This window comes from Paenibacillus sp. RC84, assembly GCF_041260495.1.
Lineage (GTDB): Bacteria > Bacillota > Bacilli > Paenibacillales > NBRC-103111 > Paenibacillus_F.
The window spans coordinates 1-13,998 of sequence record NZ_JBGBYL010000009.1 but is presented as its reverse complement, the minus strand read 5'-3'; the positions used below and the strand labels follow the sequence as shown (position 1 = coordinate 13,998).

Below are 13,998 nucleotides of genomic sequence, written 5' to 3'. Positions count from 1 at the left end.
CCGGCTAGCGAGCGTCCGTCATCCGCCGCTCCGTGCGGTAATGACTCGGGGTCTGACCCGTGCAGCGCTTGAACCATTTGCTGAAATATTTCGCATCCGGCATGCCCACCCGGTCCGCGATGTCCTGCACCGTCAGCTTCGAGGAGGCGAGCAGCTCCGAAGCGATGCCCAGCTTCGTGCGGCAGGTGAACGCGACGAAGCTTTCGCCCACCACGCGCTTGAAGAGCGTGCTGAAATGGCTGCGGCTCAGGCCGACCTCATGGGCCGCTTCCGCGACGGAGAGCTGCGAATCCGCCTGCTCGACGATCAGGCGCACCGCCGCCGCAATCGGCTCGGGCCACTCGCCGATGGGCACGCGGTGACGCGTCTCCAGCTCGATGCGGCCGTGCAGGCGGCGCACCTCCGCCAGCCAGCCGGACGCGCCGGAGAACGCCGCGCCCTCGGTCCAGCGCAGCTGCGGGTCCGCCGCTTTGCGCGCGCACAGGCGGGCGTTCCACGCCTGCCGCTCTTCCTGCGGGACGAGCAGCAGCACATGCTGCCCGCTGAGGGCGGCCGCCGCGCAGAGGCCCGCGGAGGCGAGCCCGGCCGCCAAGCGCGCGGCGCAGGTGGCGGGGCCCGGTACGGCCGTGGCGCCGGGCACTTCCGCTTCGGCCGACGCCGGGCCTCCGCAGCCGATCAGGTAAGGCACCGTCGGCTCGCGCATCCACCGCCACTGCCCTTCGAGCAGCCTCTCCAGCTCGGCGGGAAAGCGGTCCCGGATGCCGTGCAGCCATTCGCGGAGCGCTCCTTCCACGCCTGCGGATTTGTCCGCGGCGGATGCCTCGGCTCCGCCGGACTGTGCGGGCGCCTGTCGACCGGGCCTGCGGAGCTCGCTGCGGAAGCCTTCCAGGTAATCTCCCAGCTCCTCATCGCTGAAATCGGTTTTGAGCAGATAGCCGGACGCGCCGTACTTGATGCCCTGCTTAGCGTATTCGAAATCGCGGTGGCAGCTGAGCAGCAGCGCTTTTGTCTGAGGGGCGCACTCCTTGATCTTGCGGATCAGCTCGATTCCCGTCATCCCGGGCATCACGATGTCCGTAATGACCACCTCCGGCTCGTGCTCCAGGAAAGCCTCCCAGGCCCGGGTCCCGTTCGGCGCATCCGCCACAACTTCCATCCCGTAGCGTTCCCAGGGCACCGTGCTGATCAGCCCCCTGCGGATAATCACCTCATCGTCGGCAATCAGTACGCGTATAGTCGTATCGCTCATCCCGTTTCCTCCTCCTTCGGAAGCCTAATCCCGATGCATGTTCCTTTTTCCGGCTCCGACTCTACATCCAGCCCGAATTTATCGCCGAAATGCAGCTTGATCCGCTGATCGACGTTATAGATGCCGATGCTGCGTTTCTTCCGGCCGACCGCATCTCCGGGATCGGCCAGAAGCTGCCGTGCCGCATCGGGTTCCATTCCCTTGCCGTCGTCGCACACACTCAGCCGGATCGCGTCTCCCTGCTCACGCACTTTGATTTCGATCGTGCCCGCCCCGTCCTCGAACGCATGAAAAAAAATATTTTCCACCAAAGGCTGCAGAGTCATCCGCGGAATGCGGACCCGGTCCAGGGGGATCTCCCCCGTATCGATGCGATAGCTGAACACATGGCCGAACCGGTATTCCTGGAGATTCATGTAATGATGAATCACATCCAGCTCCTCCTTCAAGGTTACCAGTTCACGTGTGTAGTTTAGGTTACCGTCGAGTACCTTGGTCAAATGCAGAATCATCTGCTGCACCTCGGCGTTGCCCGCTATCCGCGCTTTCCACTGGATGGAAGCGAGCGTATTGATCAGCAGATGGGGATTGATCTGATGGTGGAGCGCCCGGAGCTCCGCTTCTTTTTTCTGCCGCTCCACGCGTTTGACCTCTCCGAACAAATCCTGCAGCTGGACAACCATGTGGTTGAAGCTGCGGCCCAAACGCCCGATTTCATCTTCGGAATCGACGACGATCCGGGTATCCAGGCGCCCGAGCGAGACGTCCCGGATGGAATTTTTCATTTTTTTAATCCGCCTAAGGAAACGCAGCGAACTGAAGTACGCCAGAACGAAAGCCAACAGAATGGACAAGCTGACGGCCGTAAACGTAAATGTCCGAACGAGCAGAGACGACTGGTAAAACTGGTGGTAAGGCGTCCGCACTTCGATCTTCCAATCGGTCTCCTCCGACTGCTTCGTCCAGACGACATCGTCGTCACGTTTTGTATAGGCCTTCGCCGTCTGATACAGAATGCGCCCTTGATCCGATATGGTCAGGAAAGCGCCCGTATCCCGCTCGTACTCGTGGAACATATCCAGCAGCTTTTCGGCTTTTACTTCGATCAGCACCTTTGCATCCTCCAACGCCCCGACCTGATTGTGAATCTGGAAAAGCAGGCCGATCACTTTTTCGCCCGGAATGTTGGAGGTGCCGCTGTACTGCTTGGGCTCGTAAATGCTGAACCGGTACCCCGTGCGCTCCTCGCCGAACCAGGGGCTTTCCTCCACGAGATCCGTATTGGCGATGCGCTCGCCGTAATAATAGCCGGACTTCGTCAGGATAAAAATACCTTTCGTATCCAGCGTTTTATGGGCTTTTAAATACTGTTCGAGCTGCTGCTCTTCTTTGAAGCCCAAATAAGTCGTCGGAATCTCCTCATGCAGAACCGTAAAATTGGGATCCAGCAGGTAGGACAAAATATCTCCGACGGTATATTTCATCTGAGCCAACGTCGAATCGATCTGCACCTGCAGCTGGGATACCGTATTTTCCCCGTAACGCCCGAACTGCTCGTTTATCGTCTGCGATGACTTGGTATACAGCACATAGCCCAGAGACAACAGAGGGATAATGGCGACCAGCAAAATCAGCAGCACCAGCTTTCCCTGCAGGCTCCGGCGTAAACGAATCGGCAGTAGGCCCAGGTGTCTAAACAACGTAATCTCCCCCGCATGCAGTAAAGTAAGCGCTTCCGTAAAATGATTATAGCACGGGAAGGCTGTGTGCACATGCCTCCCCGCGCTCTATGGAATTTGAAATATAACCCAGCAGGGTCCGCTGTCTGAACGTAGTCAGTACGGAGCTCCGCTTCCGTGCGCGGGACCTTTTAGCGGGCGGCCCCGGCCGGCTCGGTTTTTTTGAGATAGGCCCGCCATGTGATGCACCACTCTTTGGGATCGTCGAAGCTGGATTCGTCGATGCGGTGGACGGTGCTGTTGTGGGGGGCGCTTTTCACGATCTCCGGATTTTCGTACGCTTCCTGCGAAATATGGCGCAGCGCATCCAGGTACTCGTCAAGATCTTCTTTGGAGTACGATTCCGTCGGCTCCAATGTGAAAGGCTGCGGAACGATATACGGATGATGACTGGTCCAGTAATGCAGCCCGAAGTCGCACATCCTGCGCTGAACATCCTCCGTCGTCACGCCGGTCTCCTTCGTCAGCTGTTCCCAACTGTAGCGTACCTGCTCCAGGCGTCCGCCTTCCACATAAGGGGCGCTGGCGCCTCTGATTTTCAGAATGTTCGCGTACAAATAGTTGTTGTTGAGTACCGCTGTTTGAGCCACGTCCAGCAGCCCTTCGGGCCCCAGCGCGCGAATCCAGGCATACGAGCGGAGTACCGTTTGAGCCACGCCGTGGAACATCCGCACTTTGCCGATGCTTTCCGGGGTTTCCACGCTCAGGCTGTAGCGGCTGCCGTCGTATTCCACGACGGGACCCGGCAGGAACGGCGCCAGCTGTGCCGTCACGCCGAGTGCTCCGGTTGCGGGTCCGCCGCACATATGAGGCGCCGCGAACGTCTTGTGCAGGTTGAAGAAGCACATATCGAAGCCCGCTTCTTTCGCCCGCGCAATACCGAGCAGCCCGTTCGCGTTGGCCTGATCGTAGAAGCAGATTCCGCCCGCTTCATGCACGACGTCCGTAAACTCACGGATCCGGGGATTGAAGATTCCGGTATCCTCGGGGTTCGCCACGACAAAACCTGCCGTCCTCTCGGACACCGCGTTTTTCAGCGCCTCCAGATCCGGGAAGCCGTCCTTGTCCGGGTACAGCGTGATGATTTTGTACCCTTTTACCGCGGCGGTTGCGGCCTGGGACGGATGAGAGAAGATCGTCGTGATAATCTCGTCGCGCTTCTCCCCTTCCCCGTTCGCATCGTGATACGCCCGGACGATGGACGCCATGGCGAAAAGCGCCTGCGTACCGCTGCTCGGCTGGAAGGAGAACCGGTCCAAGCCCGATATTTCTCTCATCGCCAAGTCGAGGCCGTGATAGACTTCGAGCATGCCCTGAACCGTGTCCGCATCCTGCAGCGGATGAAGGTCCATCATTTTGGGGCTGCGGATAAGCATCTCGTTGATCCGTGGAATGTACTTCATGGTGCAGGTGCCTTGACCGATTTCAACGTTGAAATCGGACCCCAGCGTTTCCTGCGACAGACGCAGATAGTGCCGCAGCACCTTGGCCTGGCCGATCTCGGGAAGGGCCGGTGCCGTCTCTCTGCGCATGGACGCAGGCAGGGCGGACAGGCCGTCGCCCACCTCGGCTTCCACCTCCGGCTCCGCCGCCGGTACCAGAATCCCCCGCTCGCCCGGACGGTGCAGTTCGAATATGACAGGCTCATCCCATTTCGCCTGATGGAACTTGCGGACCTTGCTGTTTCGTTCGATTCGTTTGATCATGGTGCCGATATCCCCTCTCATTGGTGGTTGATTCTATGGGTTAGTTCTATTGCTTGGCTATTGCTTGGTTCCATTGCTTGGTTCCATTAACCGGTTTCGATAGTTGGTACTATCGGTTGGTTCTACCGGCCGGTACTGTTGGTTAGTCTTATAATCTGGTTTTATAAGCGGTGCTTTTCCGGATCGCTTGCCGTACACGCGCCTCATTCCTCCGGTATCTTCTCCGCCGCTTCTTAACAGAGGATCGTCAGGCCCTTCCCAGCACTTTTTTCAGCGCCTCCGCGAGGGTATCGATATCCTGCTTCGTGTGGATTTCCGTTACACAGTAGAGCGCGCATTGTCCCCATTGCGCAAACTCGGCGGACAAGTCCTTGCCTCCGAAAATACCCTGCTCAAGCAGAAGCTTATTAATCTCCGCCACGCTTTTGCCGGTTGAATTAAAGTCAACGACAAATTCCTTAAACGTGGACACGTTGAATTTCATGCTGACTCCCTCGATCTCGGACAACCGCTTCTTGGCATATTCCGCCTGCTGAACGATGGTCTGGCCCACCTCAAGCATTCCCTGCGGCCCCATCAGTGCCAGATAGACGCCTGCCGTGATCCCCCATAGCGCGGTCTGCGTGCCGACGGACTCTTTCCCTTTTTCCCGCTTCGCAAAAGAAGTCCGCTCATACGCCACGTCCCCGAAGCCGTACTCGCCTTCCACCGAAGTCGGCGCTATGCCGAACAGGCGTGACGGGTATTCCATCACGTAAGCTTCTTCGTCACGCGATGCGATGAAACCGGCCTGGCCTCCGCCGTAGTTCATGCGGATGCCGAGAGGCTGCAGGTCGCCGCAGACAAGGTCCGCGCTATAGCGGGAAGGCGGCTTCAGGACGCCCAGCGAGATCGGGTCCACGCCGACCGCAAATACGGCGCCCGCTTCCTTCGCGAGCTTGCCGATCGCCTCCCCCTGGACCTCGATGTGACCGAGGTAGGAAGGGTTCTCGATATAGACGGCCGCAGTATCCGGGCCCAGCTTGCTCTGCAGATCGCCCAAATCCAGCAGTCCTGTCGCGGGGTCGCAGCCGACGAGGGTGCAGCGGATTTGCGGCGACAGGTAGTTGCGGATGATAAGCAGGCGGTCCGGATGGGTCGTCGCCGGCAGCAATACCTCGCTGCGGCCGTTCATGCGCGCCGCCATGCGAAGAGCGGTGGAGGCCGCCTGGGCCCAATCGAACGTCGGCACATTGACGACGTCCATGTCGACCAGCTCGGCCAGAAGGCTCTGATACTCGAACAGCGCCTGAAAGCGCCCGTGGTCCTCGTACGGCTCTCCCGCATACGCGGTCACGAACTCCGAACGCTGGCTGATCTCGTCGCACACTGCAGGCACATAATGCTGCCAGCAGCCCGCCCCGAGGAAGTTGAGCCGCTCCCGCGCGTGAAGATTGCGGTTCAGCAGCGTTTCGATGTGGCGCTGCAGCTCGTATTCGTTCAAAGCCGGCCCGATTTGAAGCGTGTCGCGGTAGCGCAAAGATTCCGGTACCATACGGTACAGCTCTTCGATAGTAGCCGCTCCGATCACTTGGAGCATGTCCTTTTGTACGTCGGATACCGTGTTCGGTATATATGGATGGGATGAAGACTGCCTGGTTGCCATCGGTAAACCTCCCTGTGTGTGCTGAATGATGGAATAGTAGAATCGTGATGAAAAAGTTAGGGGTAACTTGCCGGTCAAAAATTGCTCAGGTGTGATATCTAATCGCAAAAGTTTTTTTTCTATGCCAGTGTCACAGATCATACGGATCAGTCGATGTTCAGGCATCTGCCCATGCTGCAAACTTACCGGATTACTGCTGTTCCGGCATCTTCACGTGTCACGGACTTACTGCTTATCGTTGTCCAGATCTCTCCGTGTTACAGACTCACCTGCTTATCGCTGTCCCAGATCTGCCCGTGTTACAGACTCACCTGTTTATCGCTGTCCCAGATCTGCACGTGTTACAGACTTACCTGCTCATCGCTGTCCCCAGATCTGCCCGCCCCCAGGCTCTCTAGCTCAATTCTGCAAATTCTTTGCCGCAAAAAAAGCTTACGCCAAACCTCCGCCGTCCACCACGAGAACCGAGCCGGTAACCCACGCGGACATCCCGCTTGCCAGGAACAGCACCGCGTCGGCGATATCCTGAGGCGTCCCCAGCCTGTTCAGCGGACGCTCCGCGGAAGCTACGAGGAAGCTTGCCTCGTCCCGGCGCAGCTGCTTGGCTTCGTCGCGCAGAAGCGGCGTATCCGTATCCCCCGGGCAGACGCAGTTCACCCGGATTCCGGCAGGGCCGTGGTCAATCGCCATTCCGCGAGTCAGGTTCACCACGCCTGCCTTGGCCGCGCAGTAAGCGGCCGCCTGGTCGCCGCCTTTCAGCCCCCAGCCCGATCCCGTGTTGATAATGCTTCCGCCGCCGTTTTTTTCCATTACCGGGATCGCGTATTTGGACAAAAGGAAGGTCCCTTTCAAGGAAACGTCGATCACGAGATCCCACTGTTCTTCCGTCAGTTCCACAACGGTTTTCCGCCGGATCACGCCCGCGTTGTTGAAAACGATGTCGATCCGGCCCGTCTCCCGGACCGCCGCTTCGACTGCCGCTTGGCAGTCTTCCGATTGCGTAACGTCGCACGGAATATAACGGGCGAAATGCCCTTGTTCCGTAAGGAGACGTTCGGCTTCGCGCCCGCCGGTTTCGTTCATGTCCAGCAGCATCACCTTGGCCCCGTTAGCTGCCATTGTTTGAGCGGCCGCAAAACCGATTCCCGAAGCGGCTCCCGTCACCAAGGCCGTCTTTCCGGTTAAATCCAGCGGAGAAGTGTTCGTTGTCATCTGATTTGCCCCCTTGGTTTGCTTCGTGCTTGATATGCTTTCGTGCTTTCGTGCCTGATCGCTTTCGCGCTTGTATCGCTCTTTCCGTTCCCGTTTTAACTGTCACTGAGGCGCGAGGCAGCCATCCTTACTGCTCCGGACTGCCTGCGGACGCCCCGGCAACCATCTCTTCTTCCCTGCATCTGCCGGCCAGCAGAAGGAAAACGCTCGACGTCCACGTGAACGCCCGGTCGCGCAGCCCCTCACCGGTTACGGCGTCGAAATTCTCCGCCATACCGGACTTCGCCGCCATGCGGCAGAACTTGCGGGCCACCTCCGAGGCAAATTCCTCGTCGCCCGCTCCGCGAAGCCCTTCCACGATCAGCATCGTGGAAGGGGCCCAGATCGGGCCGCGCCAGTAACCGTCCGGCGCGTAGTACGGGCTGGACGTGCTCTCCGTCGCCAGCCCGTTGCCGGTCAAGAACCGGTCCGGCTGCTTCAAATCCGCGATCACCTTCTCGCGGATAGGGCCGGGGAGCCGGCTGCCCAGCACGATCGGGACGAACGACAGCAGGCTGTCTCCGGCCGAACGCTCGTGGGTACCGGAACGCATAGCCGTGAAGCGCCCCTCTTTCTCGTCCCAGAAGTGCCCGATCAGCTTTTGAAGCAGCTCGGTTGCCCGGGCCGACCAGCGCTCGGACTCTTCATCCAGGCCAAGCCTCTGCGCCGCGACGGCCAATACTTCCATCTGGATGACGAGAAACGCCGAAAGATCCGGGCTCTCCACGGGAATATCCGTCAGGAACGCCGTGCTGTTGTCCCAGCCGCTGTCATTGCCGTGATTGTACTGCGGAATTCCGTCTCCGTCGTCATCGCGGTACCGGAACCACCACGTCGTCCATTTGCCGAGCGGTTCGTAAATTTCCCGAAGCCGCTCATCCGTGACCGCCGACGAATTTTTCATCATCCAATCCAATGTCCACCCGTGAATGGGCGGTTTGCAGCAGTTCCAGAGCGCATATTTATCGTTTAAAAAGTCCGGCAGCATCCCGCTTTCATCCTGCCGGTCAAAAAATATCGCAAACTGATCCCAGGCTAAATCCGGGTTCGTCCCGGCCAGCGCCATCGCATTGAAGCAGTGATCCCAGCTCCATATGTTCGTCATCCAGTTCTTCGACATGTACATCGCGGGACGGGATAAATAGCCGTCCGCGCGTACGACGCAGGACCATGTAATGTACGCGGCAAGCGTCCGCGCTTCCTCCCAGTCCTCAGGAGTCCGAATCGTGCGGGAGAGCCACTGTTCCCAGTCCTGGCCCGCCATAGCCTCGGCCTCTTCGTAAGAATATGCGCCGCGCTGTCCCGGGACTGTCCGGTATTCTTCGAGAGACAGATCGAACGACTGACTTTCTCCGCCGGGAACCATCACGAAAGCAATATGCTTGGCACGGAGTCCGCCCCAGACCACATCCGGCTCGAAATGGCCGAGCAGCGGCGAAAGCAGAATCCGGACCTCCCGCGAAAAGCTGTTAAGCTCCCATCCTCTTTCCTGATAAGGAAGGGCGTAATCGTAAGCGCTTAGCTCCGCGGTCAGCTTCAGTCCGATCCCTTCGCCTCTGACGCGAATGCAGTCCGGCTCCGGAATGCACCATTCGATCCAGCCCATCCCGCTTTCCAGACGAACCTTGACCGGGGAAGCTTCCACCCTGTAATCGGTCAGCGCTTCCCTGCTCTTCGGATCAATGGGGGTAATGCCGAACAGAACACCGGCCTGCTCGTCGCCCCCGCGGATCATTCGTACGTAAAGCCCTTCGCTGCGCTTTTCGCTTTGCGGCAGCCTCGATAGGGCGAAATAGGAACCAAAGCGGCTGAATGGCACCACAGACAGATCAAAATTCATAGTTGCAGCCCCCCGTTGCTCCTTGGATTCGTAGTTCCTGCTCATGAAGAGAGCGTTTACATAAAATTGTACCGGAAAGAGGAGAATCCCCACACCGACGCTTGTTGGTATCTTCGTGTCATTTTGCACCTGCTGCGCCGCGGTTTTTAGCCGGAGGCTCTAAAGGTGCCATTTTGTATGCGCAGATTCGTCTTTTTGTTCACTGCTTTCCTTTATTCCTACCAAATAAAAAAACCGCCCGGAGGCGATCTGCCTCTAAGACGGTTACTTTTAAATGCCAATGCTTATAAGATCCGGTCTCGCTTGTGAGCGGCCGCTGCGGCCGGTCCTCTTATCCTTTAGTTCCTCCCTGCAGCCCGAATCCTTTCGACATGAATCTCTGGGACAGCATATACAGAATGACGGACGGAACGGCATATAGGACCGAAAATGCCGCTAATTTGCCGTAGTCGGCCATCCCGTATTGCCCGAAAAACTGATACAACTTCAAGGACACCGGGAAGTTTTCAGGAGATTGCAGAAGGATATACGGAACGAAGAAGTTCCCCCAGCTTCCCGAAAACGTAAAAATCGCTACCGTGCAAATGCCGGGAACCATCAGCGGCGCCACCACCTTGCGGATGCCTGTAAACACGGACGCTCCGTCAATCCAGGCCGCTTCTTCCAGCTCGCTCGGCACCGAGTCCATGAAGTTCTTCAGCATCCAGATGCCGTACGGCATGGACGAAGCCGCGAAAAATAAGATGACGCCGAAAATATTGTCATACAGCTTGGTGGTCAGGAACAATTGATACACCGGAACCATAACCGCCGTAATCGGAAGCGAAGTCATGAACAACACGGTAAGCATAAACGGTTTTTTATACTTTAATTGATAGCGGGACAACGGGTAAGCCGCAAGCAGGGCCAGAATAACGACGAGTACGGCTTGGCCCAGAGACATGATGAGGCCGATCATATAGGCCCGCTGATTTTCCGGATTGGCGATCACCTCCGCATAATTCGTCCCAGTCAGCCGCGTGGGGATCTTAAGCGACTGCATCGCGTTAGAATCGACAGATGCCACCAGAACCCACAAAAGGGGCAGAATAAAACAGATGCCGATGAAAACAAGAATCGTATAGGGCAAAATGCGATACATCCATTTACGCTGGCTCGTATTCATACGGTGTTCTCCCTTGTAAGTTTACTCTTTCATCGCACGGATATAGAACAGGCTGAGGATAATGCCGAGAAGCAGCAGGAGCAGCGATATAGCCGTCCCGTACCCGAGCTGATAATTCACGAACGCCTGGTTGTACATAAAAATAGGCAGGGTTGTCGTCGAGGTTCCCGGTCCTCCTCCGGTCATCGCGTAGATGAGCCCGAATACGCCCAAAGTCTGCAAAGTAACCAGCATCATATTGGTGGTCAAGGTTCCTTTTATAAGGGGCAAAATAATTCTCGTCAAGATCTGCCACTTCGACGCACCGTCAACAACGGCCGCTTCTTCGATCTCCGCGGGCACGTCATCCAGCGCCGCTTGAAAGACGAGCATGGAAAACGCCGTCCCGTGCCAGATGTTCGCCAGAATAATCGTAATCATCGGAACGGTATACAGCCATGTAACGACCGGAATACCGAAAAACGCCAAGATGGCATTCAAAGTCCCCTCATCCCCGAAAAAGCTGTACAAACATAAAGCGCAAACGATTTCCGGGGTCACCCAGCCTGCCAGCACGATGGTTCCGATCACCCGCCGGAAATGCTTATTTTTGTGTTTCATCAAAAGCGCAACCAGAAAGCCCAGCACCTGCTGGCCGATAACGGCCGATCCGATCAGAAAAACGAGCGTATTCCAGATGCTGATCCGGACCGTAGGATCTTGAAACATCCGCACATAGTTATCGAAGCCGGTAAACTTCAGTTCTTTCGCGGCTTCCCCCGTCAACGCCAGATTCGTAAAGGAATAATAAAAGGTCAGCAAAATCGGATAAATAAAAAACACCAGCATAATCGCTATCGAAGGAAGCAAAAAATAAAACCACGAAGAGGTTCGTTTTTTCCTATAAAGATCTTGGACCGCCACACTACTCATCCGCATCTCCCTCCCGTACTTTAACGGTACAAAAACCCTGCTCAAGCTTGGTCCAGGCAGCCGGCGCGATGAGTGGCGTCGCATGACGGATGAGTGATGTCGCATGACGGCAGTCATCCGCTTCTTTCCCGTCCTCCCTGCCGTCTTCCGAATGTGCCTGAGCAGGCAGCCTGTCATTTACTTTTCCGTGATATGCTCCGCGCCTGCAATACGGGTCACATCCTGCGTATATTTATTTAAAGCAGCCGAGGGCGCTGTCCCCGTTGCCACCGATTCGACCATCGTTTGAATCTGAGTCGACACTTCCGGGTATTTATCCTGCGCGGGCCTAAACTCGGCATTCTTCAAATATTCCGTTGCCAGCTCATTAAACGGCATTTTCGTGTAGCCCGGGTCTTTCGCTACGTCTGCCCGGACCGTTATATTGCCCGAAGCGATCACGAGCTTCTGCGTATTCTCTTTATTCAGAGCATATTTAATAAAATTCCATGCCTCGTCTTTATGCTGCGCATTGCTGGGAATCGACAAGGCCCATCCTCCGGCTAGCGTGATCGAACCCGGGGCCTGGCCTTTGCTTGTCGGCATGGGCGCAAACCCGAGCACATCTTTATAAGCCGGCCACGGTGCCGCCCCGCCCTCCAGATAATTGCCGGTGATCCAGGACCCGTCGAGCGAGATCGCGAGCTTGCCTTTCGGCAAATATTCACGCGTAGCCGTGTTTCCGGCTTGGCCGTTCAGCACTTTGGACAGCGGCGGTCCGAGCTTTTCTTTCGTCACCGTTTCGATAAAACCGAGCGCATCCAGAATCCCCTGGCTCTTCACGATCCATTTCCCGCTCGTATCGTCGTACAACCTCTCACCGGTACCATAGAGAAGCATTTCGTAAGTCTGCATCGAAGTCGCTTCTCCCGTCGCCTTGCCCATATTCATCCAGATCGGAACCACATCCGGCGCTTTCTCTTTAATTGTCCTTGCCGCGTTCAAAACCTCATCCCAGTTTTTAGGCTGCCAATTCTCGGGAAGTCCGGCTTTTTTGAAAATCTCCTTGTTGTACCACAGTCCCCTCGAATCCGTGTTGTAAGGGACCCCATACACCTTGCCGTCGCTTGCCGTTACCCCTTTTTTCATAGCTTCGATAAAAGAGCCGTTCGTCCAATCTTCCCATCCCTTCAACCTGTCATCCAACGGTTCCAGGTAGCCCGCACTCGCATCCGAGTTCAGAATGAACGTGTCCTCCGTCACAATATCCGGTGCCGTATCTTTCGATTTCAGTGCCAAGGCTATCTTGGCAAAATAATCTCCCTCGGACGCCTGAATCGGGGTCGGCTTGATTTCCACGCTTTTATCCGGATAACTGGACGCCACTTCCTTGATCCATTTAAACAGAGCTCCCTGTTCGCCAATTCCATCGTCTCTATAAGTAATGGTTATCGTTTTTTTAGCGGCCGGGGAATTTCCCGCATCCTTTCCCGTCTGGGTCGGTCCCGGTGTCGTTTTTACGCTCTGGCCGGAACATCCGAACAACAACGCCGAACTTAACAAAACCGCCGTGACACTCCACTTCTTTCTTCTTCCGTCTGCCATGGCTTGCCCTCCTTATTTTTGGATACAGTAGGCTGCTTCAGACAAAATTTTTAAGCGCTTACACAAAGGTTTATTTCACTATATTTTTATAATCCGCTAAAAAGAACTTTTATTTATTATTATCACTGAAAAGCAAAAAGCCGCTCCCCTAAGAGTCAGAGAAACAGCTGCTTGCAGAATGGACATGTATGAATATAGAGCAGCGCGCAGTTGGCCGGCTTGCTCGATCTTCCGCTCGCCTTAACCAGCCGCCAGATACTTCTTCGCAGCTCCTAGCGAGCGGTGTGGCATCCACATGACGGTGGTCGCCGATAGACTTGTCCTACCGTTCGATTAGCCCTCACAAGGGGCATAGTTTCCTGGTAAGATTCGACTATGCCTCCTTTTGAAAACATCAAAAAAAGAGCCTCTCGGCTCTTGGTTATATGTATGGCTCCCCGAACAGGACTCGAACCTGTGACAACTCGATTAACAGTCGAGTGCTCTACCAACTGAGCTATCAGGGAATAAGATGGTGGAGCCAAGGGGGATCGAACCCCTGACCTCATCGCTGCCAGCGATGCGCTCTCCCAGCTGAGCTATGGCCCCATTTTGGTGCTGCAGAAAAAATTCTAACTTGTCTTGCGAAATTCGTCAAGCATTTTTTTGAGGGGCAATTTCGTAAGTGGTGGGCCCTAGTGGACTCGAACCACCGACCTCACCCTTATCAGGGGTGCGCTCTAACCAGCTGAGCTAAGGGCCCATATGTAACACCTATATAATAGGTAGAAACACGATAAAAGGATAAGAAAAGCCCACCGTTAAGTGGGCTCTTGCTTGGCAACGTCCTACTCTCCCAGGACCCTTCGGTCCAAGTACCATCGGCGCTGGAAGGCTTAACGGTCGTGTTCGGGATGGGTACGCGTGG

The 13,998-nt window shown here is 56.3% G+C and carries 9 protein-coding genes, 3 tRNA genes and 1 rRNA gene; all 13 read right to left on the bottom strand.

The annotated features are described in order from the left end of the window. Positions 1 to 4: 4 nt before the first annotated feature. Entirely contained in the window at positions 5 to 1,249 is a 1,245-nt protein-coding gene (locus ABH899_RS19915) for a response regulator transcription factor (protein ID WP_369999796.1), read from the bottom strand. Beyond that, positions 1,246 to 2,949 (bottom strand): cache domain-containing sensor histidine kinase, encoded by a 1,704-nt coding sequence (locus ABH899_RS19910; protein ID WP_369999794.1) that lies wholly within the window; start codon positions 2,947 to 2,949, stop codon positions 1,246 to 1,248. Before ABH899_RS19910 ends, ABH899_RS19915 begins: the two co-directional genes overlap by 4 nt. A 170-nt stretch (positions 2,950 to 3,119) precedes the next feature. Next, on the bottom strand, positions 3,120 to 4,694 hold the full coding sequence (gene gcvPB / locus ABH899_RS19905) for an aminomethyl-transferring glycine dehydrogenase subunit GcvPB (protein WP_369999791.1): 1,575 nt from the start codon (positions 4,692 to 4,694) through the stop codon (positions 3,120 to 3,122). 247 nt (positions 4,695 to 4,941) lie between these two features. Then, a complete protein-coding gene (gcvPA, locus tag ABH899_RS19900; protein ID WP_369999788.1) occupies positions 4,942 to 6,339 on the bottom strand; it encodes an aminomethyl-transferring glycine dehydrogenase subunit GcvPA in 1,398 nt (465 codons plus the stop codon). A 432-nt stretch (positions 6,340 to 6,771) separates the two neighbouring features. Further along, complete coding sequence (locus tag ABH899_RS19895) at positions 6,772 to 7,551, bottom strand: SDR family NAD(P)-dependent oxidoreductase (RefSeq protein ID WP_369999785.1); 780 nt, start codon at positions 7,549 to 7,551, stop codon at positions 6,772 to 6,774. Positions 7,552 to 7,678: 127 nt separating this feature from the next. Beyond that, positions 7,679 to 9,430: an amylo-alpha-1,6-glucosidase gene (locus tag ABH899_RS19890; protein ID WP_369999783.1), complete on the bottom strand. Its 1,752-nt coding sequence runs from the start codon at positions 9,428 to 9,430 to the stop codon at positions 7,679 to 7,681. 331 nt (positions 9,431 to 9,761) lie between these two features. Then, the gene (locus ABH899_RS19885) at positions 9,762 to 10,595 is read right to left on the bottom strand and encodes a carbohydrate ABC transporter permease (RefSeq protein ID WP_369999781.1); all 834 of its coding nucleotides are present in this window, start codon (positions 10,593 to 10,595) and stop codon (positions 9,762 to 9,764) included. A 21-nt stretch (positions 10,596 to 10,616) separates the two neighbouring features. Then, positions 10,617 to 11,507, bottom strand: coding sequence for a carbohydrate ABC transporter permease (locus tag ABH899_RS19880; RefSeq protein WP_369999778.1), 891 nt, complete (start codon positions 11,505 to 11,507; stop codon positions 10,617 to 10,619). A gap of 177 nt (positions 11,508 to 11,684) precedes the next feature. Continuing rightward, a complete protein-coding gene (locus ABH899_RS19875) occupies positions 11,685 to 13,091 on the bottom strand; it encodes an ABC transporter substrate-binding protein (protein ID WP_369999775.1) in 1,407 nt (468 codons plus the stop codon). Between the two features lie 430 nt (positions 13,092 to 13,521). Continuing rightward, positions 13,522 to 13,597, bottom strand: a tRNA-Asn gene (locus tag ABH899_RS19870). A 6-nt stretch (positions 13,598 to 13,603) separates the two neighbouring features. Beyond that, positions 13,604 to 13,679 (bottom strand) — tRNA-Ala (locus ABH899_RS19865). Positions 13,680 to 13,756: 77 nt separating this feature from the next. Further along, positions 13,757 to 13,833 (bottom strand) — tRNA-Ile (locus ABH899_RS19860). A 72-nt stretch (positions 13,834 to 13,905) separates the two neighbouring features. Then, positions 13,906 to 13,998, bottom strand: a 5S ribosomal RNA gene (rrf, locus tag ABH899_RS19855); the annotation flags it as partial.